The organism is Rhodococcus sp. IEGM 1372, assembly GCF_030056835.1.
In the GTDB taxonomy this organism is placed as follows: domain Bacteria; phylum Actinomycetota; class Actinomycetes; order Mycobacteriales; family Mycobacteriaceae; genus Rhodococcoides.
The window spans coordinates 120,306-144,723 of the sequence record NZ_JASHKS010000003.1; the positions used below are offsets into that span (position 1 = coordinate 120,306).

At 64.9% G+C, this 24,418-nt stretch carries 20 protein-coding genes and 1 pseudogene; 9 read left to right on the forward strand and 12 right to left on the reverse strand.

What is annotated here, in order from left to right:
- Position 1: 1 nt before the first annotated feature.
- The 3 genes from QM590_RS05170 to QM590_RS05180 form a co-directional block, all read right to left on the reverse strand.
- Complete coding sequence (locus tag QM590_RS05170; protein WP_269594070.1) at positions 2 to 871, reverse strand: ABC transporter ATP-binding protein; 870 nt, start codon at positions 869 to 871, stop codon at positions 2 to 4.
- A complete protein-coding gene (locus QM590_RS05175) occupies positions 868 to 1,881 on the reverse strand; it encodes a FecCD family ABC transporter permease (protein WP_231893713.1) in 1,014 nt (337 codons plus the stop codon). The genes QM590_RS05170 and QM590_RS05175 overlap by 4 nt, the downstream gene beginning before the upstream one ends.
- A gap of 83 nt (positions 1,882 to 1,964) precedes the next feature.
- Positions 1,965 to 3,440, reverse strand: a complete 1,476-nt coding sequence (locus QM590_RS05180; RefSeq protein ID WP_269594071.1) for a FecCD family ABC transporter permease — start codon at positions 3,438 to 3,440, stop codon at positions 1,965 to 1,967.
- 179 nt (positions 3,441 to 3,619) lie between these two features.
- Between QM590_RS05180 and QM590_RS05185 the strand changes: the two are divergent.
- From QM590_RS05185 to QM590_RS05220, 8 genes and pseudogenes are all read left to right on the forward strand, one after another.
- A pseudogene (locus QM590_RS05185) lies at positions 3,620 to 4,369 on the forward strand (hypothetical protein); the annotation flags it as partial.
- Between the two features lie 279 nt (positions 4,370 to 4,648).
- Positions 4,649 to 5,065: a PaaI family thioesterase gene (locus tag QM590_RS05190; protein ID WP_269594223.1), complete on the forward strand. Its 417-nt coding sequence runs from the start codon at positions 4,649 to 4,651 to the stop codon at positions 5,063 to 5,065.
- 5 nt (positions 5,066 to 5,070) lie between these two features.
- Complete coding sequence (locus tag QM590_RS05195) at positions 5,071 to 6,351, forward strand: DUF6986 family protein (protein WP_269594072.1); 1,281 nt, start codon at positions 5,071 to 5,073, stop codon at positions 6,349 to 6,351.
- Between the two features lie 85 nt (positions 6,352 to 6,436).
- Complete coding sequence (locus QM590_RS05200; protein ID WP_094670151.1) at positions 6,437 to 7,069, forward strand: urease subunit gamma; 633 nt, start codon at positions 6,437 to 6,439, stop codon at positions 7,067 to 7,069.
- Positions 7,069 to 8,790: an urease subunit alpha gene (locus QM590_RS05205; protein ID WP_269594073.1), complete on the forward strand. Its 1,722-nt coding sequence runs from the start codon at positions 7,069 to 7,071 to the stop codon at positions 8,788 to 8,790. The genes QM590_RS05200 and QM590_RS05205 overlap by 1 nt, the downstream gene beginning before the upstream one ends.
- The gene (locus tag QM590_RS05210) at positions 8,790 to 9,446 is read left to right on the forward strand and encodes an urease accessory protein UreF (RefSeq protein WP_269594076.1); all 657 of its coding nucleotides are present in this window, start codon (positions 8,790 to 8,792) and stop codon (positions 9,444 to 9,446) included. The genes QM590_RS05205 and QM590_RS05210 overlap by 1 nt, the downstream gene beginning before the upstream one ends.
- 40 nt (positions 9,447 to 9,486) lie before the next feature.
- Entirely contained in the window at positions 9,487 to 10,191 is a 705-nt protein-coding gene (gene ureG / locus QM590_RS05215; RefSeq protein ID WP_094641747.1) for an urease accessory protein UreG, read from the forward strand.
- Positions 10,192 to 10,197: 6 nt separating this feature from the next.
- Positions 10,198 to 10,866: an urease accessory protein UreD gene (locus QM590_RS05220; protein ID WP_269594077.1), complete on the forward strand. Its 669-nt coding sequence runs from the start codon at positions 10,198 to 10,200 to the stop codon at positions 10,864 to 10,866.
- Positions 10,867 to 10,952: 86 nt separating this feature from the next.
- Here QM590_RS05220 and QM590_RS05225 read toward each other — a convergent pair whose 3' ends face one another.
- The 5 genes from QM590_RS05225 to dapA form a co-directional block, all read right to left on the reverse strand.
- Positions 10,953 to 12,356, reverse strand: a complete 1,404-nt coding sequence (locus tag QM590_RS05225; RefSeq protein WP_269594078.1) for an NAD(P)/FAD-dependent oxidoreductase — start codon at positions 12,354 to 12,356, stop codon at positions 10,953 to 10,955.
- 97 nt (positions 12,357 to 12,453) lie between these two features.
- The gene (locus tag QM590_RS05230) at positions 12,454 to 13,254 is read right to left on the reverse strand and encodes a HugZ family pyridoxamine 5'-phosphate oxidase (RefSeq protein WP_269594079.1); all 801 of its coding nucleotides are present in this window, start codon (positions 13,252 to 13,254) and stop codon (positions 12,454 to 12,456) included.
- A 23-nt stretch (positions 13,255 to 13,277) separates the two neighbouring features.
- On the reverse strand, positions 13,278 to 13,955 hold the full coding sequence (locus QM590_RS05235; RefSeq protein WP_094641753.1) for a GAP family protein: 678 nt from the start codon (positions 13,953 to 13,955) through the stop codon (positions 13,278 to 13,280).
- A gap of 83 nt (positions 13,956 to 14,038) precedes the next feature.
- Positions 14,039 to 16,423, reverse strand: a complete 2,385-nt coding sequence (locus tag QM590_RS05240) for an ATP-binding cassette domain-containing protein (protein WP_269594080.1) — start codon at positions 16,421 to 16,423, stop codon at positions 14,039 to 14,041.
- Positions 16,424 to 16,429: 6 nt separating this feature from the next.
- Positions 16,430 to 17,374, reverse strand: a complete 945-nt coding sequence (dapA, locus tag QM590_RS05245; RefSeq protein ID WP_269594081.1) for a 4-hydroxy-tetrahydrodipicolinate synthase — start codon at positions 17,372 to 17,374, stop codon at positions 16,430 to 16,432.
- Between the two features lie 72 nt (positions 17,375 to 17,446).
- Here dapA and QM590_RS05250 point away from each other — a divergent pair, with 72 nt between their 5' ends.
- Positions 17,447 to 18,346, forward strand: coding sequence for a LysR family transcriptional regulator (locus QM590_RS05250; RefSeq protein ID WP_269594082.1), 900 nt, complete (start codon positions 17,447 to 17,449; stop codon positions 18,344 to 18,346).
- Here the strand turns inward: QM590_RS05250 and helR are convergent.
- From helR to QM590_RS05270, 4 genes are all read right to left on the reverse strand, one after another.
- Positions 18,307 to 20,484, reverse strand: a complete 2,178-nt coding sequence (helR, locus tag QM590_RS05255) for an RNA polymerase recycling motor ATPase HelR (protein ID WP_269594083.1) — start codon at positions 20,482 to 20,484, stop codon at positions 18,307 to 18,309. The genes QM590_RS05250 and helR overlap by 40 nt on opposite strands.
- Positions 20,485 to 20,715: 231 nt before the next feature.
- Entirely contained in the window at positions 20,716 to 22,911 is a 2,196-nt protein-coding gene (locus tag QM590_RS05260; RefSeq protein ID WP_269594084.1) for a sensor domain-containing protein, read from the reverse strand.
- Between the two features lie 599 nt (positions 22,912 to 23,510).
- Positions 23,511 to 23,900 (reverse strand): transcriptional regulator, encoded by a 390-nt coding sequence (locus QM590_RS05265; RefSeq protein WP_269594085.1) that lies wholly within the window; start codon positions 23,898 to 23,900, stop codon positions 23,511 to 23,513.
- On the reverse strand, positions 23,897 to 24,391 hold the full coding sequence (locus QM590_RS05270; protein WP_269594086.1) for a hypothetical protein: 495 nt from the start codon (positions 24,389 to 24,391) through the stop codon (positions 23,897 to 23,899). The genes QM590_RS05265 and QM590_RS05270 overlap by 4 nt, the downstream gene beginning before the upstream one ends.
- Between the last annotated feature and the right edge of the window lie 27 nt (positions 24,392 to 24,418).

The window sequence follows — 24,418 nt, forward strand, 5'->3', positions numbered from 1 at the left end:
GCTACCGCTCGGTGGAAGCACCTGCGGCGGCGTGACTCTCGGACCGGACGGGTCCACCGACCGACCCGTACACGTGGCGGGTGCCGATCGGAACGATGAGCGGACGGTCGGACATCGGATCGTCTATCACGGCGGCTTCGAGGCCGAACACGTCGAGCAGCAGCTGCTCGGAGATGACGTCCTGTGGCCTGCCCGAGGTGACGATCCGGCCCTGCTTCATCACGATCAACCGGTCGCTGTACCTGATTGCCAGGTTCAGATCGTGCAGGACCATGACGATGGTGCGGCCGAGTTCGTCGTGCAGGCGGTCGACGAGATCCAGGACCTCGATGGAGTGCGCCAGATCGAGATAGGTGGTCGGCTCGTCGAGCAGCAGGATATCGGTGCCCTGGGCCAGTGCCATCGAGATCCAGGCGCGTTGCCGTTGGCCACCGGACAATTCGTCGACGGGTCTGTCGGCAAGGTCGCTGATTCCGGTCAGTTCGAGTGCGTTCGCGACCTCTGCCTCGTCGTCCGAGCTCCACTGCCGGATCCACGATTGGTGGGGGTGACGACCGCGTGACACGAGATCTGCGACGGTCAGTCCTTCGGGAGCAGTGGGCGCCTGAGGCAGCATCCCGAGGGTGCGGGCCACCTCTTTGGTCTTCATCGACGAGATCGCCCGACCGTCGAGCATCACGCTGCCGGCCTTGGGCTTGAGCAGGCGGCCGAGCGAACGCAGCAGCGTCGACTTTCCGCAACCGTTGGGTCCGATGACCGTGGTGATGACACCGGTGTGAATCTCGAGATCGAGGTGTTCGACGATGGTGCGGTCGCCGTACCCGAGGCTCAGATCGTTCGCGATCAGACGCGAGGTGTGGCTGGTGGTCATACGGAGGCCTTTCGGTTACTGCGAACGAGTAGGTAGAGCAGGAACGGTCCACCGAGGGCCGAGGTGACGATGCCGACCGGGAGTTCCACCGGCAGAATAGTGCGCGCGATCAGATCGCTTGCCACGACCAGCAATCCACCGAGAAGTGCCGACGCGATGATCGGCGGGCCGGGCGTTCGCAGCACCCTCAGCGCTATTTGGGGAGCGGCGAGCGCCACGAATCCGATGGGTCCCGCGGCGGCGGTGGCGATCGCGGCGAGTGCGACGGCCGCGAGCAGCATCATGGCCTGACTGTGTTGCAGACGGACCCCGAGCGATCGTGCGTTGTCGTCGCCGAGTCGCAGGGCACCCAGAGTGAACGTCGCGACGACGGTGCCGCCACCGACGAGGACGACCGCGATGGCGACCGGCCAGACCGCGGACCAGTCCGCTCCGTTGAGTGACCCGTTGAGCCAGACCTGAGCGCGGGAGACGTCGTTGATGTCGGCGCTGATCAGCAGCCAGCCGATCACCGCGGTGAGCATGGCGTTGACGGCGATGCCGACCAGAATGAGCCGGAATCCGTCGACGCCCTTGCGCCAGGCGAGGGTATAGATCGCGATGGCGGTGAGCAGGCCGCCGATCAAGGCCGCCAGAGGAAGGCCGAGGGTGGCGAGCAGCCCGCTGAAGCTGCTGCCACCGCCGAGCACGATCAACGCGACGGCCGCGGCACTGGAACCGGCCGTGATGCCCAGTATGTCGGGGCTGGCGAGGGCGTTGCGGGAGATCGACTGCGTGATCGCGCCGGATATACCGAGGGCGGCCCCGACCAGGAGCCCGGTCAGTGATCGGGGCAGCCGCAGGTCCATCACGATGAATCGTTCGATCCTCGAACCGCCGCCGAGCAGCACGTCGAGGACCTGCACGATCGACAGCGGGAAGTCGCCTCGGCCGATGTTCACACACATGACCAGCACCAGCGCCGCAGCCAGTAGGACGGTCGTCAGTACCATCAGTGGCCGTCGGACCATCGAGATCGGACCGAGGCGGAACGCAGGCCGGGTGCGAACGCCGCCATGGCTGGGCGTCGGTGTGGGGGACTGCAGGTCGGCGGTCACAGGCCGACCAACTTCCGGCGTCGGACGAGAGCGATGAAGAACGGCGCTCCGATCAGTGCCAGAACGATGCCCACCTGAAGCTCGCCCGGACGCACCACGACCCGGCCGATGACGTCGGCGATCATGAGCATCACTCCGCCCATGAGGCCTGCATACGGGACGAGCCAGCGGTAGTCGGGTCCGGTCACCGCGCGGGCGATGTGCGGGACGACGAGGCCGACGAACGCGATGGGCCCGCATGCTGCGGTGGCTGCACCGGTGAGCAGCGTGATGGCGAGGATGCCGACGGTTCGGGTGATCGCGATGTTGGTCCCGAGGGATCGTGCGACGTCCTCGCCGAGGCTCATGACGTTCAGGCCGGGGGTGCTCGCCAGTGCGATGAGGACGCCGATCACCAGGAACGGCAGGACCTGCCACAGTACGTCGAGGCCGCGTCCGGCAACGGATCCGACCACCCAGAAGCGGTAGCCGTCCAAGCTGGTCTGATCGAGCAACACAACGGCGTTGGTCATCGCCGAGAGAAAGAATGCGACGCCTGCTCCGGCCAGGGCGAGATTGACCGGACTCGATCTGCCCGACCCGATCGACGACAGTCCGAAGACGACGATGCTCGCCACCGCCGAACCGGCGAACGCGAACCACAGGTACTGACTCGGCGAGGTGAACCGAAACAGATAGATGGCCATGACGACGAAGAACGCCGCCCCGGAATTGAGGCCGAGCAGGCTGGCGTCTGCCAACGGGTTACGGGTGTGCCCCTGGATGAGAGCGCCTGCGATGCCGAGTGCGATGCCGACGACCAGTGCGAGCACCGTGCGTGGGATCCGCAACGTGCGCACGATGATGTCGGTGTCGGTGCCCGTCGAATTCAGCAGCGCATGGGCGATTTCGGCGAACGTCAGTGGCCGCGCGCCGATGGCGATGCTGGCGAGGATGCCCGCCACGAGCGCGACGACCAGGACTGCCAGGCCGAGCAACCTGCGCCTTCGGATCGCGGCGACCGAGCCGTCCTTGGGAACGGGCTCGAATCCTTCTGCTGCCGCGGTCTTGTCGCGGACCACTTCCGACGACGACGTGTCGATCCCGAACTGACGACGCAGAGCCCGGCGTGCGCCGATGGGGCCATGGGTCGAGGTGTCTCGCAGCGTGAGCCCCAGCCAGCGCTTGCCGGTGCTCTGGCCTTCGTTGCCGTCGCGGTATCCGCGGTTCCAGACGAACAGAGCCACCGCGACGCACACCGCGATGGTGCCGAACACGAATCGGTCCGCCTGGCCGCCACCGTTGTCGTCACGAAGCGCGTCGACGGTCGACCAGCCGACGAACAGGGGGATCAGCACGATCAGTGCGTCGATCGCGGCTGCAGCGAGGCGAGAGCTACGCGGCGGCGGCCCGGTGGGCACGTCCTCGGTCCCGTACGGCTCGTCGGAAGACCGGCGTGCGCCGTGGGGGCCGAGTAGCGGAGCTGTTGTCACAGTGCTCGTGACTCCTCGCTGTTTCGAAGGGACACGGTTTAGGTTACGGAACCCTTCCTCGGCGCGTGAGGTGAGGTAAGGGTAGCGGCCTGACCGCTTTATAATCTGGTTAGGCTAACCTACATTGAGTGGGTAGGGGTGCGACGCGTGCACCCGCCGGGAAACTGAGGAGCGATCAGATGTCAGTTGCAGCAGCGTCGTATACGGGTTGGGCCGATGTGCATCGACTCTCGAGTCGATCCGGCGGGGCGGCGCTGTTGGCCGACTCGTGTGCGACCCTGCGTGCACTCAACCCCGATTACCCGCGGATGTACGCGGTGGCAGCGATGGCGAACGAGGGCAAGCGCCGTTGGTGGCAGTTGGCGGTGGGTCTCGACGACGGTCGCGTCGAGCAGATGTACCGGCGATCGCTCGAGGATCTCGATGTTCCCGAAGCTGCGGCAGTGCAGGTCGCTACGGCTCTGATTCATGCCGTCGTCGGGCGCGTGGCCGCGCTGCTGGTGTTGGAGGCACGAGCCTGGGATCCGGGCATCGACAATCTGTGGATCCACATGGACAGTGACGGCGGGATCGATTGGGCGGGAGTGACATCGCCGATCCTGCGCGTGCTGCCCGAGGATCCCGCCGCGGGTGAGCCCGGGACGGTCACACTTCCGTGCGAACAGGCTCTGTTGGTCTGGACTGCACATCGATGCACGACGTCGCTCGGCGCGGTGTTCCGCGCGATAGCCGACCGCGCACCGCTGAATGCGCGTGTCTTCTGGGCTCTGGTCGGCGACGCCATCCTGGGGGCCTCGACGTATGTACCGATTCTGGCTGGGGCGAGCGCATCGGCAGGTGCGCGCCGGGGTCAGATGCTGCTCGACGCCATGGTCGCGGCCGGGGCACCCGTGCGGTCACGCGTCGGCGTTCCTGGCCGCGCGAGACTGCGGGCATCATGGAGGCCTTGCGCCGAAACTAAGGTTTGCCTATGCTTACTTCGTACCAACGGACCGCGCCGGAGTCCTGAGGGCTGCAGTGACTCCCGGTCCTTGCCACGGTGGGCCTCTCGTTCTTCGCGAACGAGAGGCCCACCGATTTTTGTGGGTCCATCGTCGTGTATCTCTGAACGGGAGCCGACTGCCGAGTCGGCCACCCTCTCGACGCAACCGGAAGGCACAGCAATGACGGACTCGAACGGCACCACGGGGGAGACCTCCTTCGACACCATGACGCCGGAACAGCTCACCGAATTGTGTGCACGAGGATTCGACGGGGTCATCGGCCTGCGGTACCTCGAGGTATCCGGCGACGAGGTGCGCGCGGAATGGACCGTCAGTCCGCAGCTCCACCAGCCGGCCGGAATCATGCACGGCGGGGTTTTGTGCTCGGTGGTCGAGTCGGTGGCGAGTATCGGCGGATCGGCCTGGTTCGGCTCCCGGGGGCACGTGGTCGGAACCAACAACAACACCGACTTTCTGCGCGCGACTCGATCGGGAACCCTGGCCGCGCACGGACATCCGATTCATCGGGGCCGCACCCAGCAGCTCTGGCAGGTCGACATGACGGACGAGAGTGGACGCCTGGTTGCTCAGGGCAAGGTCCGGCTGGCGAATATCGAAAACACGGCGCATCTGGGACAGTGATGCCCATGACGGGACACAGCGACAGCGCCGACTCTTCCATCCGGCCGGGCGCAATTTCACTGACTGCCGACGCCTTCGATCGCCTCGAATCACTGTTCGGTCCCATCGACGACGAACTCGCGCAGCATTATCCAGGCGACCGAGTCGGTGGCCAGCCCTCTCACACCGTCTACGTATCGGCCTCGGATGCGTCGGCGGCTGTGCCCGCCGAATGGGGTGCTGCCGCTCTGGCAATCCTGGACGCCCACCCCGAGGTGTTCGCCGGACTCGACACACAGAACGCCTTACCCCTCGTACGCGACCGGCTCGGAAGTGCGCCCATCCAGGACCTCAGATTCGATTTCGAGGACGGTTACGGATGGCGATCCGACGCCGTCGAGGACCGCCACGCGACCGCAGTCGGGGCAGCTCTGTCCACTTTGGCCGAAGATCCGGCCGGACCGACGTGGCTCGGGATCCGCGCCAAAGGGCTTGCCGCACATGAGCGTCGGCGTGGGATTCGCACCCTGGAGCTGGTCCTGGACGGAGCCGGGGGAGTACCCGACGGCTTCGTGTTCACCGTACCCAAGCTCCGCGCCGTCGAGCAGGTAGCCGCCGTGGTCGCCCTGTGCGAGGAACTCGAACGTGCGCACGGCCTGCCCGATCGCGCCCTTCGCTTCGAGCTGCAGATCGAGAGCCCACAGGCGGTGATCGGGGCCGACGGAACGGCGACCCTGGCGAGGGCGATCACCAGGGCGGACGGCCGCTGCACCGCCCTGCACTACGGTACCTACGACTACAGTGCCGCCTGCGGAATCACCTCTGCACAGCAGTCACTGGCCCATCCGGTGGCGGACCATGCGAAGAACGTCATGCTGGCGGCAGCGGCGCAGACCGGGGTGTGGGTGTGCGACGGTTCGACTCAGGTGGTGCCGACGGGCGATTCCGCGCAGGTGGCTGCGTCCGCGCGTCGACATTTCGAGCTGGTGACCAGATCCCTCGAGCGCGGCTTCTATCAGGGTTGGGACATGCATCCCGGCCACCTGGTGACGCGGTGGTCGGCGACATTCGGCTTCTTCCGTCAGGCCATGCCGGTCGCTGCTGCTCGGCTGGGCAGCTACCTCGACCGCCAGGGTGGTGAGGTGATGGACGAGCCGGCGACAGCGCAGGCGTTGGCAGGCGTTCTGGTGCGGGGCCTGGATTCGGGCGCGTTCGGCATCGCCGAGTTGCAGAACGTGGCTGCCGGCATCGACCGAAACGTGCTGCGGGGACTGCTCGATCGATCGGTGACCGTGCCGCTCGGATGAGATGCGTCGGCGCGCTCCGCTGCCGGCAGGTCCTAAGCGTGTCAGAATTGCCGGGCACCATCACCGATCGGGACGGAGAACTCCAATGCGGTTGTCTCCGCACGAGCAGGACCGACTGCTCGTCAGCTACGCGGCCGAGCTCGCTCGGCGTCGTCAGGCACGCGGCCTCAAACTCAATCACCCCGAGGCGATCGCGGTCATCACCGATCACCTGCTCGAAGGTGCCCGCGACGGCCGGTCGGTCGCAGACCTGATGTCCTCGGGTCGCGAGATTCTGGGGGCCGACGACGTCATCGACGGTGTGCCCGAGTTGCTCCCCGAGGTGATGGTCGAAGCGACCTTCCCGGACGGCACGAAACTGATCACGGTGCACGAGCCGATCTCTCCGAAGCGGGGTGACGGTCACCTGATTCCGGGCGAGATCATCACCGTCGCAGGCGACATCGAGATCAACGACGGCGCCGAGGTGATCTCCATGGCCGTCGTCAACGCGGGAGATCGACCGGTACAGGTGGGCAGCCATGTGCATTTCCCGCAGTCGAACGCAGCTCTGCAGTTCGACCGCGAACGGGCGCACGGCTGCCGCCTCGACATCCCTGCGGGCACGGCGGTGCGTTTCGAGCCCGGCATCGAACAGACGATTCGGCTCGTGCCCCTCGGCGGCACGCGCGAGGTACACGGATTGAGCATGACACCTCCCGGAAAGTTGGACAGCTGATGGCGCGTATGAGTCGCAGTCGATACGCCCAGTTGTTCGGTCCCACCACGGGTGATCGAATCCGCTTGGCAGACACCGATCTTCTGATCGAGGTCACCGAGGACCGCAGTGGTGGCCCCGGCAACGCCGGTGAGGAGGCCGTCTTCGGCGGTGGCAAGGTGATCCGTGAATCGATGGGTCAGTCCCGAGCCACCCGCGCCGACGGCGCTCCCGATACGGTCATCACCGGGGTTGTCGTCGTCGACTACTGGGGAATCATCAAGGCCGATCTCGGTATTCGCGACGGACGCATCGTGGCGCTGGGGAAGGCGGGCAATCCCGACACCATGACCGGGGTGCATCCCGATCTCGTCATCGGCCCGTCCACCGAGATCATCGCGGGCAACGGAAAGATCGTCACCGCAGGCGGTATCGACTGCCACGTCCACCTGATCTGCCCGCAGATCAAGGAGGAGGCTCTCGGTGGTGGCATCACCACGGTGATCGCAGGCGGTACCGGCCCCGCCGAAGGCAGCAAGGCCACCACCGTCACGCCGGGCGCATGGCACCTGTCTCGGATGCTCGAGTCACTGGACGACTGGCCGATGAACATCGTGCTCCTCGGCAAGGGCAACACGGTCAATCCGGACTCGATGTGGGAGCAATTGCGCGCCGGCGCATCGGGTTTCAAACTGCACGAGGACTGGGGTTCGACCCCGGCCGCGATCGACGCGTGCCTGCGAGTGTGCGAGGACGCAGGTGTTCAGGCAGCGCTGCACTCGGACACTCTCAACGAGGCCGGATTCGTCGAGACCACCCTCGATGCGATCAGGGGACGTGGAATTCACGCGTATCACACCGAGGGTGCGGGCGGCGGGCACGCACCCGACATCATCACCGTGGCGGCGCAGCCGCACGTCCTCCCCAGCTCGACCAACCCGACGCGACCCCACACCGTCAACACCCTGGACGAACATCTCGACATGCTGATGGTGTGCCACCACCTCAGTCCATCGATTCCGGAGGATCTGGCGTTCGCCGAGAGCCGAATCCGGCCGTCGACGATCGCAGCCGAGGATCTGTTGCACGACATGGGTGCGATCTCGATGATCGGCAGCGACGCTCAGGCAATGGGCCGCATTGGTGAGGTGGTTCTGCGCACCTGGCAGACGGCCCACGTGATGAAGTCTCGTCGCGGCTTCCTGGCCGGCGACAACGGAGCCGACAACAACCGAGTCATGCGCTACGTCGCCAAGTACACCATCTGCCCGGCCGTCGCACATGGCCTCGACGACGAGATCGGTTCGATCGAGCCGGGCAAACTCGCCGACCTGGTGCTGTGGGATCCGGCATTCTTCGGGGTGCGTCCCCACATGGTCATCAAGGGCGGCATGATCGCCTGGGCTGCCATGGGCGATGCCAACGCGTCCATCCCGACCCCACAACCCGAACTGCCACGTCCTATGTTCGGGGCGTCGCCGAAGGCAGCCGCCGCGACGTCGCTGCATTTCGTTGCCCCGCAGGCGATCGAGGACGGACTGGCCGGACGTCTGAACTGCGATCGTCGGTTGGTTCCGGTCAAGAACGTGCGCGGTGTCAGGAAGTCGAACATGGCACTCAACGACGCTCTGCCCGACATCCGAGTGGATCCCGATACCTTCACGGTCCGTATCGACGGTGACGTGTGGACGGAGCAGCCGGCAACCGAACTGCCGATGGCGCAGCGATACTTCCTCTTCTGATGCCCGATGCCCGACTGCAGGTGACCACGCTTCTCTCGCTTGCGGATTCACGGCTGCCCACCGGTGGCCACGTGCATTCCGGCGGCGTGGAGGAAGCGATCGCCTCGGGCTTCGTCCGAGACATCGAGACGCTCGAGGCGTTTCTGCGGCGCCGCATCCGAACCTCCGGGGCCACAACGGCGTCCATTGCCGCATCGCTGGTGTACGGGTCGTCGAGCACGGACGAGGCAGATGCCGAATCCGACGCACGAACACCGTCCCCGGCCGCGAGGTCTGCTTCCCGTGCTCAGGGTCGCGGATTGCTTCGGTTGGCCAAGTCTGCTTGGCCGCATCATGATTGGGCGGCAATCGGCCGCAAGCCGCATCTGGCCGTTGCCGCCGGGCACGTCGGACTCGCGGCGGGCCTGTCGGTTACCGACACGGCCGCCGTGCAGGTGTACATCACCATGACCGGGTCGGCGATCGCCGCCCAGCGTCTGCTCGCGCTCGATCCGGCCGAGGTCGCGGCGTGCACCATCCGGTTGGGCGACTTCTGCGACGACGTGACCTCGGCGGTGTGCGAGTGCCTGCCCGAGCTGATGGAGTTGTCGGATCCGTTGCTGGACATGTTCGCCGAAGCCCACGCCGTCCGCGATCGGCCGTTGTTCGTATCCTGAGTACGGATCCATTTTTTTCTCTAGCGACAAGGAGTTCGACATGCCCCCGCACCTGATCGACGGTGAGCCCCACGACCACGGTTTGGATCGGCCCAAGCGCGCACGGGTGGCAGGTGACGCGCTGCGCGTCGGCATCGGTGGACCCGTCGGTTCCGGGAAGACGGCGTTGGTTGCTGCACTGTGCCGCGAACTGCGCGACGAACTTTCGCTCGCCGTACTCACCAACGACATCTACACCACCGAGGACGCGGACTTCCTGCGTAGGCACGCCGTGTTGCCCGACGAGCGCATCACGGCGGTCCAGACCGGTGGCTGCCCACACACCGCGATCCGAGACGACATCACGGCCAATCTCGACGCCATCGACGATCTGATCGAGAACAACCCGCCCCTGGATCTGATTCTCGTGGAATCCGGTGGCGACAATCTGACGGCGACGTTCTCGTCCGGTCTGATCGACGTGCAGATATTCGTCGTCGACGTGGCCGGGGGAGACAAGGTGCCGCGTAAGGGCGGTCCCGGTGTGACTTTCTCCGACCTGTTGGTCGTCAACAAGACCGACCTCGCTCCGTACGTAGGAGCTGATCTCGGTGTCATGGAACGGGACGCGGCTCAGGTACGCGAGGGGCGCCCGACTGCGCTGATCTCCCTCACCGACGATCCGGCGGCGACCATGGTGCTCGAGTGGGTGCGGGAGCAGCTGAAGGTGATCGCCGACGCCGACGCGCACGCCCACACACACTGAGCGTCGATGCACACAGAGCTCTGCATCGACGCGAGCCGCAGCCGCAGCCCACGCATCACCTCGGTGGGCGGACTCGCCGGCCGACAGACCGGACCGGACACGGTTCACCTGATCGGAACGGCGGCAACTCCTCTCGGCGGTGACACCATCGTGGTCAGAATCTCGGTGGCGGCCGGCGCGCACCTGGAGGTGCGCAGTGTCGCAGCCTCGTTGGCGATGCCCGGTGGGCTGCATCGTCACTCCTCCGCGCAGTGGCACTTCGAGGTCGGTGCAGGTGCGTCGCTGGTCTTCGACCCGGAACCGATGGTCGTCGTCTCCGATGCCTCGCACTCGGTGATCAACACCGTTGTGCTGGAACAGGATTCGACTCTGTGGTTACGAGAGCGAACGCAGATCGGCCGCTTCGAGGAAGCGTCGGGACAGTGGAGCAGTGCGATGCGATGCGACGTCGGAGGCAGCCCGCTGCTGCGTCATCGAGTGGAACTGGGTGCGGGATCGGTTGCGCACGACGCGTTGTCGGCACCGCTGTCGATGTCCAGCACGCTGAGGTATCCCGATACTCGGGCGTCCGAGGTCGATCTGGCAGACGGTTCCGTCCGGCTGGCGCTGGCCGGAGGCGGTTCGCTGAGTACCTCGGTGGGGCGTCGTCTACAGCCTGTCGATTCGCTCGGCTGAGACAGCCCTGACAAACGAACGACGCACGGGCCGACGGTATGTCGTCGGCCCGTGCGTCGCAGTCGTAGCGACGGGTCAGCTGCTGATCAGCCTGCGGCCTTCTCGCGTTCCTGTTCCTGATCGGCTGCGTCCGTCTTGACGGCACCCGCACGTTCGAGAGAGTTGAGTTGCTCGATGGCCAATCGCGCGAACACCTGCTGTTCGGTCGACGCCATCTGCGCGCGGCCCTTGCCGAGGAACGTCACGAACCACGAGATGACGGTCGTGATGCGGCTGCGGTATCCCACGAGGTAGTACAGGTGCAGAGCGAGCCACATGAGCCAGGCGATGAATCCGCCGAACTCGAGCTTGCCGACCTTGGCCACGGCGTTGAACCGCGACACCGTCGCCATCGAACCCTTGTCGAAGTACTTGAACGGGGCCCGCTGGGCGGGATCGTCCTGGCCCTTGACCGACGCCTTGATCAGCTTGGCAGCGTAGGTCGCTCCCTGAATGGCGCCCTGCGCCATGCCCGGAACGTCCTTGACCGACATCAGGTCGCCGACCACGAACACGTTCGGGTGACCCTTGACGGTGAGGTCCGGTTCGACCAGCACGCGTCCGGCGCGATCGGTCTCGGATCCGGACTGGTCGGCGAGTTGCTTACCGAGTGGGCTGCCCTGCACGCCTGCGGACCAGACCTTGCACTGCGCCTCGATGCGACGCGTCGTGCCGTCCTTCTCCTTGACGGTCAGGCCGTCGTTGTCGACGTCGGTGACCATCGCGTTGAGCTGGATTTCCACGCCGAGCTTCTCGAGCCGCTCGGCAGCCTTGCGGCCGAGCTTCTCGCCCATCGGCGGCAGCACGGCGGGAGCGGCGTCGAGCAGGATGACGCGGGCGTCGCGCGGATCGATGTTGCGGAAAGCTCCGTCGAGGGTGCGATCGGCGAGCTCGGCGATCTGCCCGGCGAGCTCGACACCGGTGGGACCCGCGCCGACGACCACGAAGGTCATGAGGCGGTCCTTCTCCTCCTGATCGTCGGAGAGTTCGGCCTGCTCGAACGCACCGAGGATGCGTCCTCGCAGTTCGAGTGCATCGTCGATGGTCTTCATGCCGGGCGCGAACTCGGCGAAGTGGTCGTTGCCGAAGTAGGACTGCTGTGCGCCTGCAGCGACGATCAGGCTGTCGAACGGAGTGACGGTGATGCGTTCGAGGAGCTTGGACGTCACCGTCTTGGCCTCGAGATCGATGTTCAGCACGTCTCCGAGCAGCACCTCGGCGTTTTTCTGCTTGCGCAGAATGACGCGGGTGGTGGGAGCGATCTCGCCGACGGACAGAATGCCTGTCGCGACCTGATAGAGGAGAGGCTGGAAAAGGTGGTGTGTCGTCTTGGCGACGAGGGTGATGTCGACGTCGGCTTTCTTGAGCGCCTTGACGCCGAACAGACCTCCGAACCCGGAACCGATGACGACGACGCGGTGACGCTTCGATTCGAGCGGTTGGATGCTCATTACCTGCTCCCTAACGATTGCGGTGTGAGGTCAACGGTAGTCGCCATCGATCGCGACGTCTCGACAAGGTCGTCGTGTCTGTGGTGGCAGCGCGCACCTATCGGCCGGCTGCTGCGCGCTTCGCCAGTTCCACGGTCGCGGCTCGCAGTTCGGCAGCCGAGCCGATCGGAGTCGCATAACCGACCCTGGTGTACGCGATTCCGCGCGGCGTGTGCACCTTCAGATCCAGTCCGTAGCGGTCCGCTGCCGTGCACTCCGCGGACGTCGCATCGGGAAAGCCGCCCAGTTCGCGGGCCATCGCAGTCAGCGACGTCGAGTGGTCGGCGTTGAGGTGCTCGACCGCGTACGCGGAGGTCGGCGACACCGGATCGGGCGCGGCCTGGGAATACGCTTCGGCAGTTGCAGAATCCATCCGGCCGTATCCGCCGACCCACCGGACCCGATGCACGCGCATGACCCAGAGCGTGAAATCGCTGTAGTCGAGGTAGTACTTCGCCGCCGGTACGCCGTCGAGGTGCGCCGCGCGTGCTGCGGCCAGCTCGTCGCCCTCCGGCCGCTCGACCACACCTGCCAGCGTGATTCGGCCCGACGCCAGCGGATCGGTCTGCGATTGCGGTGCCACGATCGACAGGCTCATCCGTTGATCACCGGTGAGGTTGCGTCCATGTTCGGCCATTCGCGAGACACACAGAACGGGAGCGCCGTCGAGCAATCCGTACGTGACGAACGAAGCCCAGGGATCGCCGTCCGCGGTCAGGCTCGCAAGAGTTGCGGTGTTGGTGGACGCAGCGATCGTGCGTGCTTCCTCGGCCGCGGACGGCCGACGGTCCTCGACGACGGGGGCCAGGGGAGGGGGAACGGACGGGGCGTCACCGGGATCGCCATGATCGAGTGCCATGCGCAGAAGCTTACGGCGACGACCTACAGGAGGTCTCGGGCATGAACGAGCGCGTCGGCGACGAGTGCGACACCGAGTACGACGAAGATGACGCGCACCGTCGGTGGGCCGTACCGCGTCAGAGCCCGCACGGTCGCGGTGAACGCCCGCCTGGAACGTCGACTCTTTCTCGACGCCAGAATCAGAACGAGGATGGGCGGTAGCAGCCCGATCAGGCAGTACACCACGACGATGGCCGGCCACCACGGCGGACGGGGATCGTAGGTGGAGAGCATCGTCAACCCGGCGAGATACGGCACTGCCGTCGGGCCCTGCACCAGACCGATCGTCAGTCCGGTCAGGGCAACGACGGGAATGCTCGAGCCGGCTCGGGCTGCCCACGCCGGTGGGCGGCGTTCGGTGGTGCGCAGTGCACCGAGACCGATCAGCACCAGCCCCACAACCAGTTCCGTTCGATACCGGAGCGTGGCAGTGATGGTGATGTCGAACAGATCGGTGAAGAAATCGATGCCGAGAACGGTGAGGATGCCGAACGTGGTGGTCGCCGTGAACACTCCGCCGACGAACGCCAGCCCGGCTCGGAAAGGAGACCGGCGGGTGGTTCTCGAGTGCACAGCGATGGCAGCGGTCACGCCGATCAGCAGCACGTCGAGTGAATCGAGTAGTGCAAATCCGACAAGCGCAAGCAGCAAGGTCACCATGGAGGGTCCAGGATATCGGTCAGTCGAAGGTGACCTTGTCGGTGACGACGGCCTCGGCGGTCCGGCCGGGAATCGGTTGCACGTCAGCTCCCCACGTACGCGGCCAAGTGCTTGCCCGTCAGGGTCGAACCGTCCGCCACCAGATCGGACGGCGTGCCCTCGAACACGACCAGTCCGCCGTCGTGCCCGGCACCGGGACCGAGATCGATGATCCAATCGGCGTGGGCCATGACGGCCTGATGATGCTCGATGACGATCACGGACTTGCCCGAGTCGACCAACCTGTCCAACAGCCCCAGGAGCTTGTCGACATCGGCGAGGTGCAGCCCGGTGGTGGGTTCGTCCAGCACGTAGATCCCGCCTTTGTCGGCCATGTGCGTCGCCAGCTTGAGGCGTTGGCGTTCTCCACCCGACAGCGTGGTCAACGGCTGGCCGATCTTCAGGTAGCCCAGTCCGACGTCGTTCAATCGCTGCAGAATCCTGTGTGCCGGGAGCAGTTTCGCCGGCCCGTCAGAGAAGAATTCCTCGGCCTCGGCGACCGACATCGACAACACCTCGTCGATGTTGCGCCCGCCGTAGTGGTACTCGAGTACCGATGCCTGGAATCGCTTGCCCTCGCACTCCTCGCACGTCGTGGCCACCCCGGCCATCATCGCGAGGTCGCTGTAGAGGACGCCAGCGCCGTTGCACGTCGGGCACGCGCCTTCGGAGTTCGAGCTGAACAACGCGGGTTTGACGTCGTTCTCCTTGGCGAACGCCTTGCGGATCGGTTCGAGCAACCCGGTGTACGTCGCGGGGTTGCTTCGACGCGAGCCACGGATAGCCCCCTGATCGACCGACACCACATCGTCTGTCCCCGAGAGCGATCCGTGAATGAGCGAACTCTTGCCCGAGCCTGCGACGCCGGTGACGACGACCAGTACTCCGAGTGGAACGTCGACGTCCACGTCGCGCAGATTGTGGGAGTCCGCGCCGCGGATTTCGAGTACTTCGGAGAACTCGCGCACCGATTCCTTCAGTGATGCCCGATCGTCGAAATGCCGACCGGTGACGGTGTCGCTCTGCCGCAATCCGTCGACGGTGCCCTCGAAACAGACGTGCCCGCCCGCGCTTCCCGCACCGGGGCCCAGATCGACGACGTGGTCTGCGATGGAGATCGTCTCGGGCTTGTGCTCGACCACGAGTACGGTGTTTCCCTTGTCGCGCAACTGAAGCAGCAGGTTGTTCATCCGCTCGATGTCGTGGGGATGCAGACCGGTGGTCGGCTCGTCGAACACGTACGTCACGTCGGTCAACGAGGATCCGAGGTGGCGAATCATCTTGGTGCGCTGAGCCTCTCCACCGGACAACGTTCCCGACGGACGATCCAGGCTCAGGTAGCCGAGCCCGATCTCGACGAACGAGTCGAGAGTCTCGCCGAGTGTGGTCAGCAGTGGTGCCACCGACGGTTCCTTCAGGCCGCTCACCCACTTCGCCAGGTCGCTGATCTGCATCGAACATGCGTCGGCGATGTTGACGCCCTTGATCTTCGACGACCGAGCACCTTCGTTGAGCCTGGTTCCGAGGCAGTCCGGGCAGGTGGTGAAGGTGATCGCACGTTCGACGAAGGCGCGGATGTGGGGCTGCATGGCGTCGACGTCCTTGGACAGGAACGACTTCTGAATCTGCGGCACGAGCCCCGAGTAGGTCAGATTGATGCCGTCGACCTTGATCTTCGTCGGTTCGCGATAGAGCAGGTCGTCGAGTTCCTTCTTGGTGTACTTCGCGATGGGCTTGTCCGGGTCGAAATACCCGCAGCCGCGGAATATTCGGCCGTACCAGCCCTCCATGCTGTAGCCGGGGATCGTGATCGCGCTCTCGTTGAGCGACTTGCTCGCGTCGTAGAGAGCGGTGAGATCGAAGTCGCTGACGGAGCCTCTGCCCTCACAGCGTGGGCACATGCCACCGGTCACGGTGAAGGACTTCTTCTCTGTGGTCTGCCTGCCGCCCTTGTCCACCTTGTACGCACCTGCACCGGACACCGACGCGACGTTGAACGAAAAGGTCTGTGCGGAGCCGATGTACGGCTTTCCGATTCGGCTGAACAGAATCCGCAGCATGGCGTTGGCATCGGTTGCGGTGCCGACGGTGGAGTGAGGATTGGTGCCCATGCGCTGTTGATCGACGATGATGGCCGTGGTGAGTCCGTCCATGACGTCGACATCCGGGCGGCCGAGCGTGGGCATGAATCCCTGAACGAAGGCACTGTAGGTCTCGTTGATCATGCGTTGTGATTCGGCCGCAATCGTACTGAAGACCAGCGAGCTCTTTCCTGACCCGGAGACCCCGGTGAACACGGTCAGTCGCCGCTTGGGCAGCTCCACATCGATGTCCTGGAGATTGTTCTGCCGCGCCCCCTGAACACGAATCGAATCGTGACTGTCGGCAGCATGCCGTGCCGAGCCCTCCGAGACCTTCTTCGTCGCCATGAGCAGTCACGCTAGTCGTACCGAAACGTGCTCGCTTCTCGATTCCTGATCGAATCCGGTGGCCGACAGGGCCGCGTCGAGTCGGCTCAGGTCGGCCGCCGAGGATGCGAGAAGTGGGCGTCGCACGGTCGCGTCGGAGATGACGCCGATCCTGGCGAGCGCGGCCTTCGCCATGATGGCCCCCTGCGTCGTGCGCATGATGGCGTCGGTCAACGGCAGGAGCAATCGCTGTACTGCGTTCGCTCGGTCCAGGTCGCCGACGCGGATTGCCGCGATCAGCTCGGTGTAGCGGTCTGCCACGACGTTTCCGGTGACGCTGACCAATCCTGTTGCACCGGAGGCGAGGTAGGGCAGCGCGAGTTCGTCGATTCCGCAGTAGTAGGCGAGGTCCGTCGAGGACATGACGGTCATGGCCTCGTACAGATCACCCTTGGCATCCTTGACAGCACCGATGAGCGGGTGGTGAGAGAGCTCGACTAGCGTCGACGCCTCGATCGCCACACCTGTGCGCGCCGGGACGTCGTACGCCATGACGGGTAGCCCGCCTGCTTCGGCGATGGCGACCATATGTTCCACGATGCCGGCCTGGGTGGGGCGCGAATAGTAGGGAGCGGTGATCAGCAATGCGTCGGCACCGGCAGCTGCTGCGGACCGAGCCATCTCCATCCCCGTGGAGGTGTCGTTGGTGCCTACTCCAGCGATCACGCGAAGAGCGTGATCGCGATGCCTGCAGGCGCAAGCGATCAGCTGCGAGACCTCGTGGCCCGTCAAGGTCGGTGCTTCACCGGTTGTTCCGGCGATCACGACGCCATCGCATCGTCTCGCCGACAGGTGCGTGAGAAGAGCATCGACGCCCGCAAGGTCGAGTGAACCATCGGGGTGCATCGGGGTCGCCATGGCGACGAGGTTCGTACCGAAGATCGTCGAGGCCGGCGACCGATTGGTGTTCATGGTCCGAGTGTGGACCGCTCGATACCTGAGGTCCAGCGATGCATTTGTGGCATTACTGCGTACTGTTCCTTCATGATCGATACCAGCGCCCTGCACGCACTGCGCGCTGTGGCTGCACTCGGCACTCTTGCGCGGGCCGCCGACGAGCTCGGCTACACCTCCTCGGCGATCTCCCAGCAGATCAAACGACTCGAACGGCAGATCGGCACCCCGGTACTGGCACAGGCCGGCAGAGGCGTTGTGCTCACCCCCGCAGGTCGGGCGGTGGTCGAGTCCGCGGGGGAGGTGTTCGACGCTCTGGAACGCTGCGTCGAGGCCGCTCGATCCGCCGACGGGGGCATCGCTCGTGGGGTCGTTCGATTGGTCGGCTTCTCGACCGCGGTGCGTGGATTGGTAGCTCCCGCGCTGATCGAGCTGGACCGACGGTACCCCGATCTGACGGTGCACATCAGCGAGGAGGATCCGGATCGTGCACTGCACAGCGTCCATGCCGGGACCGCAGATTTGGCGCTGGTGCACGATGCAGACGGGGTATCGGCACCCGCTCCTCCCTCGGTCGTTCGCCAACCGATTCACCTGGACTTCGGCGACGTGATCATGAAGCGAACCCACCCTCTCGCCCGACGCGAGACCGCGTTGACCCATGCCGAACTCGCTCGGTACCCGTGGGTGACGAGCCCGGCCGGGACGGTCTGTCACCAGTGGTTTCGGCGGCTGTTCGCCGAGTCATCCGCCGAGATCGATGTTCGCCATCTCGTCGACGATTTCTCCACGCAACTCGCGCTGGTCGAAGCGGACGACGTGCTCGCTCTCGTGCCTCGCCTCGCGCGTCCGGTGCTCGGTGCCGGTCTCGTCGCGGTTCCGCTCGAGCGCGCTCCCGCTCGTGAGGTGCAGGCCGCGTGGCGGCGCAGCGCCGATGCCAGCCCGGCAATTCATGCCGTGCTGGGCGTCCTCGGTGCGGCCTCGCGCTGAGCGGTCAGAACGACCAGCTGGCCGGTCGCTCGCGTCATGGCCACGTACCTGTCGACGGCACCGGCGATTCCTGATCCGAACGAATCCGGGTCGATGAGCACGACCAGATCGAATTCGAGGCCCTTCGACGACTGCGGTGTCAGCGAGCGGATGCGCTCCGACGGGGGAAACGTGGGATCGCCGATGACGCAGGCGATTCCGTCGATGTTCGATTGCAGCCAGCGATCGAGGATCGACGCCAGCTGTGCCGCGTCTCCGTACTCGACGGGCACTCCGGTACTGCGGATGGAGACCGGGACGTTCGCGTCCGGCAGCGCTGCACGGATCACCGGCTCGGCTTCGGCCATGACTTCCTGCGGGGTGCGGTAATTGACACCGAGGGTCGCGATCCTGACCCTGTCGAGACCGACCCGTCCAAGTCGTTCGCGCCAGGACTCGGCGAATCCCAGACGCGCTTGCGCGCGGTCTCCGACGATGGTGATGCTGCGCGACGGGCACCGGCGCAGGACCATGTGCCATTGCGCGTCGGTCAATTCTTGCGCCTCGTCGACGACGATGTGTGCGAACGGCCCCGCCAAGGGGTCCGACGGGATCTGCTCGAAGCCCGCCGAATCGACGAGCGCATCGCGAATTCCGTCTTGCCGCAACTGCGCAGCCATCATCTCGTCGTCGTCGGCGGCCATGAGTTCATCGACGACGCGGTCCATTCGCGCGCGCTCGTGTACAGCTGCCAGCTCCCGACGCCGAGTGCGCCGTGCATGTTCAGGATCTCCCAGCCGCATTCGTGCGGCGTCGAGCAGCGGGAGATCGGCCACCGTCCATCGCGTCGGATCGGGTCGTTGTAGTGCGTGGATGTCCTCGGGGGCGAGCCAGGGTGCGCACGAGCGAAGGTACGCCGGCACGCTCCACAGGTCTGCGACGAGGTCGGGAGCATCGATGATCGTCCAGGATCTTTCCAGCTCCGCGCGTAGAGACTCGTTGTTCTGCAGTGACTTTCGTATGTCGGTCGGGTCCTCGTCGCCGTCGTAGCGGTCCATCAGAATCGTCAGCAGCAATTCCCAAACCTGTTCACGAGCCTCGTTGTGTGGAGTGCCGGGGTCGGGTGCCTCGAAGGCCTCGGCCCAATCGGCCGCAGTCAATGTCAGATCGGCCCATTCGGTCTCCACGATCATGGTCCGAGTCGGTGGCTGCTCGTAGAACGCAACGGCCGCGTCGATCGCCACGTTCATGCTCTCGGTCGCCTTCAATTGCGCCACAGAAGGATTCGTCTCGTCGATCGCGTTCGTTCCTTCGGCGACGAGATCTCGAAGAGTACAGGTCTGCACACCGTCCTCGCCCAGACTCGGTAGGACGTCGGAAACGTAGGCGAGGTACGGCTCGTGTGGGCCGATGAACAGCACGCCGCCGCGGCTGTGTCCCAGACGCGTCTCCGCATACAGCAGATACGCGGTGCGATGCAGTGCGACCACGGTTTTCCCGGTTCCAGGACCACCGTCGACGACCAGCGCGCCGCGGGCGTCCGCTCGAATGATCGCGTCTTGATCTGCCTGAACGGTGCCCAGCACGTCACGCATTCGCGGTGAACGTGCCGTACCCAGACTGGCGATGAAGGCGGACTGATCGTCCAGCGCAGCATCGGTGATCGGTTCGGTCAGATAGAACACCTCGTCCCAGTAGTCGGTGATGGTGCCGTTCGTCCACCTGTATCTACGACGACTTCGCAGCCCCATGGGATTGGCGTGAGTAGCGCCGAAGAACGGTTCGGCTGCGGGGGAGCGCCAGTCGACGAGGAGTTGCTTGCCCGCGGTTCCCAGCAGTCCGAGTCGTCCGATGTATACCGGCTCGTCCGCGTCGGTGGTCACGACGCGACCCAGGCACAGATCGACTCCGTACCGACGCAGTGAACGGAGACGGCCGCCCAAGCGGTGTATCTCGAAGTCGCGTTCCATCACTTCTCGGCCCATACGGCCCGACGACTTCTGCGCTGCCTCCAGCCGTGCCGACGTGTCGAGACGAGACTTCTCGATACTCGAGCGAATAGCTGAAAAGTGTTGCTTGTCTTGGCCGATCAATGCCGAGTCACGCTTGCGCGCGAGATTGTCGGGTAGGTCGAAAACACTCGGGTACGCATGTTTCACAGGACTCCGATCGATAGCTACGTGGCTGCAGCGTGCAATTCTGAGCCCTGTACGGGGTCTTGCCGCAAGCCCCTGGGTGCGCTATACATTGAAAGGGGAAAAGAAGTAACAGTCGCTCTCGATCCCGTCCCCAGACACCAATGCCGACGAAACCGGCTGTGCATCAGATGATTCGAAGTCAGGATCAGGCCACAGGTGCGCGGCCGGCGAACTGCCCCTCGCGGTCGGGGTTCATCGATCGCCGAGAAGCAGATCGGCGATGGCTCCGGCACCGACCGGCCGACCCAAGAGGTATCCCTGCGCGAAATCGCAGCCGGTGGCGGCCAGCGCGTCGAGTTGCTCCTCGGTTTCGACTCCCTCGCCGACGACGGTGACGTCGAATGCGCGGGCGAGCGAAACGATGGCCGAGACGATCGCGCGAGCCCGAGGGGCCGGCAGCCGCGCTATGTACGACTTGTCGATCTTGAAGCACTCGAACATGGGGTAGCGGTCGAGGTACGACATGGAGCTGTGGCCTTTGCCCATGTCGTCGAGCAGGAGAGCCACCCCCATGGCGTGCAGGGCGGAGACGGTGTCGGCGACCCGTTCGGTGTCGGCGACCCACACGGTTTCGGTCACCTCGAGGCCGAGAGCGAAGGCAGGCAGTCCTGTTTCTTCCAGTACCGAGGCGACCTCGGTGGGAAAATCGGGATCGCGGAGTTGAAGCGCGCTGACGTTGACGCGGACCACGATGTCGGAGAACGTTCGCCATCGCGCCGCGGCCGTGCATGCGGTGCGCAGCGCCCACGCGCCCAACGGCGTTGCAAGACCGGTTCTTTCGGCGACTCCGACGAACTCGCTCGGTTCGATGGGGCCGAGTTCGCGGTGATTCCAGCGGGCGAGCGCCTCCACGGCAACGATCTTCCGTGTGGCGATGTCCACCAACGGTTGGTAGGCGAGAGTGAGTTCATCGGCGAGCAGTGCCGCTCGGAGATCGATCGACAGCGATCTGATGCGATCCGCGTCGTAGAGATCGGTGGGATCGAACACTGCATGCCCACCGGTACCACTGTCCTTTGCGCGGTACATGGCCAAGTCGGCGCGGTGGATCAGCTCGTGCCGACTCGAATTCGGTTCGGACACCGCGATACCGATGCTGGCGCTCAGGGGGATGGGCACGTCTTCGGCGGAGAAGGGAACGGCGATGGAACTCGAGATGTGTCGAGCGAGTTCCTCCGCGTGAGCAACGCTGTCGACGCCTTCACAGACGATCAAGAATTCGTCTCCGCCCAGGCGCGCGATGGTGTCGGCGTCTCTGATGGCCGAGGCGAGCCGTTCGACGAACTTGACCAACGCCCTGTCCCCGGCGTCGTGTCCCAGGCTGTCGTTGATGATCTTGAAGTCGTCGATGTCGAGCAGAAGCAGTGCTACGGTGCCTGCCTGTTGTCTGGCACGGTCCAACGCCGAATCTATGACCTCGTACGCGAGGGTGCGGTTCGGCAGACCGGTCAGGGCGTCGTGCGTACTCCGTCGTCGCAGTTGGAGTTCGAGGTCGATGCGTCGTATCGCCGCGGATACGATCCCGGCAACCGAACTGAGAAACGATACTTCTTCGTCACGATAGAGACGGGCCTCAGCGCTGTGGATGGAGAGAACTCCCCAAACCTTTCCGGCGGCGGTGAAGATGGGGACTCCGACGCCGCTGCGGAGGCCGAGAGAGATCATCGTGTCGGTACGGAAACGATTCTCGGCGTGACTGTCGTTGCACACGACAGGCTCCGAGAGCGTCAGTACGAATCCCACCAACGAACCGTTCCCGGACGGAACGTTCTGACGCACGCCCAGTGCACCGCTGGCCGCGTCCATGGTCAAGTACGGATCGGTCGGGTGCTCGAGATGGGCGATGGCGGAGTTGCCCACGCCGATCAAGGTGGCGGCTGTGTCGGTTGCTGCGGTGAGTAACCTGGGTAGCTCGGCTATGACGGCGAATCGGCTCAGATCGGCGAGAGCCTTCTGCTCCAGCGCGTGACGACCGGCGATCACCGCGTCGGCCGCCATCCTGGCACTGCGCTGTTCCACCGTGTGTCGGTGCCTGATGGTGGATACGACCACGTCGGGGCCACCGTCGTCACGACTGATCACGTAGGAAGACACCACGACCGGCATGCCGGTACCGGTCACGTGGTGACGCAGCTCGCAGTAGCCCTCCCACTTGCCTTCGGCGAGTAGACCGGCGGCGATGTCGTCGGTGAGATCGAGTCCGTCGGAAGTCAGCAGATCCAAGGCCGACAGCTGGCCGATATCGGCCACGTCCGAGACCCCGATCAGCTCCGAACCCGCCGGATTGATGTACAGAATCTTCCCCGTGAAATCGGACAGCGCAACGAAATCAGGGGAGCGTTCCAGAAAGGATCGAAGACTCACCGGATCGCCCGGGAGATCGAACATCGGCCCTCCGATCCGTGTCGCCCGGGATACGTGCGGCTCCGGGTCCATGTTATTCGTCGTTCGCGGCCGGTGTGCCCGAACAGCCCGTGCCGGGTATCAGTCTGTCCGTTGTCGTGCCTCGACGGTATGTCGAGCGACGAAGAGCGCCATATTTCCCACCATCGTGACCTCTGCTTGAATCTGTCGGCCAGGACTTCTCGTAAGCCAGGCAGATCGTCGCGCCGTTCACCGCACGCCTTGTACGTCTGTTCGACGCCGATCGCTGGCGATCCGAACAACCCGGGCACCGCACAACCGTCCGCAGTCCGGCACCAACGCTGTCCGGCACGAACGCGACCGACGAATGGATGCGACGTCGTCCCCGAAAATGGTTGTCGCCGTTGATGATTACGGTCATCTGATGGACGTGAGCGCAGAGTGCAGGGGAGTGAGGTCGATTCGTCGTTGTGCGGCCGACCCCAGCTGATGGCTGTGTCGGTCGGACAACGGGCAGTCTGTTGTCGCCGATGGCGGTGATCGGATTCAGGCTCGGCGTCGCCGGTACAGCGGCGGTTCGTTCGGATGCTGGGTGGTGGAAATTGCACCCGGTGACATGCAGTTCAGCCCAATTCGGGGGTGGCACCGAAGGTCGGATTCCACGTCATGATGGGCGGTCGCGACGGCGATGGTTCCGGGTGGCCGTGGGCGATGACATGAAGTTCGGCGATATGGGAATCGAACGCTTCCCGTCCGGCACCTGTCAGCTTCACCCACGTCACTCTCCTCGAGTCCGAACGTGACAGCGACGCAGTCTTCTTCATCGAGACGTAGCCCGCGTCGGAGAGCGCTTTGAGATGTTTCGACAGCGACGCGTCGCTGATCTCGAGTGTGTCGCGTATGACCGCGAAGTCGATTTCGTCGATTCGCCGCAGAATTCCGCAGACGCGCAGGCGGATTGGAGCATGTATGACGGAATCGAATTTCGGCCCGAAACCGGGATCTTCGGTCACGATCGGTTACTCCTGGACCGGCGGCCGGTGAGCTGCCGGACGCCTCCAGCGTGCAGATGGGTTCGGTACACGCCGTCGAACAGACGACCGCCGATCAGCACGACGACGAAGCACACGGCCTGCGGCAGAAGTACCCACCACGCAGACAGTGACGCCACCACACCGTAGGACACGCTCAACAAGCCGAGCACGCTCACCAGGAGCCCGATGAGAACACCCCATCCCACCATGCCTACTGCCGCCGGTCGCACCCCGGATATCCGGGGGTAGAGCAGAGCCAATGTCGCGGCTGCCGCTACCGGGAGAGCGGCGAATGCGGCACCCACGTTGCTGTCCGGCAATACCGGCGTTCCTACGTGCAGAGCGGTCACGGCGGCGAAGACCGGGTAGAACCAGGACGGTGCAGCGAGACGATCTGCGAGGGAGACGCGATCGGCGTGGAGCGCACCCAGAAGATCGCGCACGTCGTCCGGCGACTGATTGCTTTCCATGTTGGCAACTCTAACACTTTCCGTCTA

Excerpts from the sequence above, each read along its gene's own strand:
- QM590_RS05170 (WP_269594070.1), bottom strand. The coding sequence starts at position 871 with ATGACCACCAGCCACACCTCGCGTCTGATCGCGAACGATCTGAGCCTC.
- QM590_RS05175 (WP_231893713.1), bottom strand. The coding sequence starts at position 1,881 with ATGGTCCGACGGCCACTGATGGTACTGACGACCGTCCTACTGGCTGCG.
- QM590_RS05190 (WP_269594223.1), top strand. The coding sequence starts at position 4,649 with ATGACGCCGGAACAGCTCACCGAATTGTGTGCACGAGGATTCGACGGG.
- QM590_RS05195 (WP_269594072.1), top strand. The coding sequence starts at position 5,071 with ATGACGGGACACAGCGACAGCGCCGACTCTTCCATCCGGCCGGGCGCA.
- QM590_RS05200 (WP_094670151.1), top strand. The coding sequence starts at position 6,437 with ATGCGGTTGTCTCCGCACGAGCAGGACCGACTGCTCGTCAGCTACGCG.
- QM590_RS05205 (WP_269594073.1), top strand. The coding sequence starts at position 7,069 with ATGGCGCGTATGAGTCGCAGTCGATACGCCCAGTTGTTCGGTCCCACC.
- QM590_RS05210 (WP_269594076.1), top strand. The coding sequence starts at position 8,790 with ATGCCCGATGCCCGACTGCAGGTGACCACGCTTCTCTCGCTTGCGGAT.
- ureG (WP_094641747.1), top strand. The coding sequence starts at position 9,487 with ATGCCCCCGCACCTGATCGACGGTGAGCCCCACGACCACGGTTTGGAT.
- QM590_RS05220 (WP_269594077.1), top strand. The coding sequence starts at position 10,198 with ATGCACACAGAGCTCTGCATCGACGCGAGCCGCAGCCGCAGCCCACGC.
- QM590_RS05225 (WP_269594078.1), bottom strand. The coding sequence starts at position 12,356 with ATGAGCATCCAACCGCTCGAATCGAAGCGTCACCGCGTCGTCGTCATC.
- QM590_RS05230 (WP_269594079.1), bottom strand. The coding sequence starts at position 13,254 with ATGGCACTCGATCATGGCGATCCCGGTGACGCCCCGTCCGTTCCCCCT.
- QM590_RS05235 (WP_094641753.1), bottom strand. The coding sequence starts at position 13,955 with ATGGTGACCTTGCTGCTTGCGCTTGTCGGATTTGCACTACTCGATTCA.
- QM590_RS05240 (WP_269594080.1), bottom strand. The coding sequence starts at position 16,423 with ATGGCGACGAAGAAGGTCTCGGAGGGCTCGGCACGGCATGCTGCCGAC.
- dapA (WP_269594081.1), bottom strand. The coding sequence starts at position 17,374 with ATGAACACCAATCGGTCGCCGGCCTCGACGATCTTCGGTACGAACCTC.
- QM590_RS05250 (WP_269594082.1), top strand. The coding sequence starts at position 17,447 with ATGATCGATACCAGCGCCCTGCACGCACTGCGCGCTGTGGCTGCACTC.
- QM590_RS05260 (WP_269594084.1), bottom strand. The coding sequence starts at position 22,911 with ATGTTCGATCTCCCGGGCGATCCGGTGAGTCTTCGATCCTTTCTGGAA.
- QM590_RS05270 (WP_269594086.1), bottom strand. The coding sequence starts at position 24,391 with ATGGAAAGCAATCAGTCGCCGGACGACGTGCGCGATCTTCTGGGTGCG.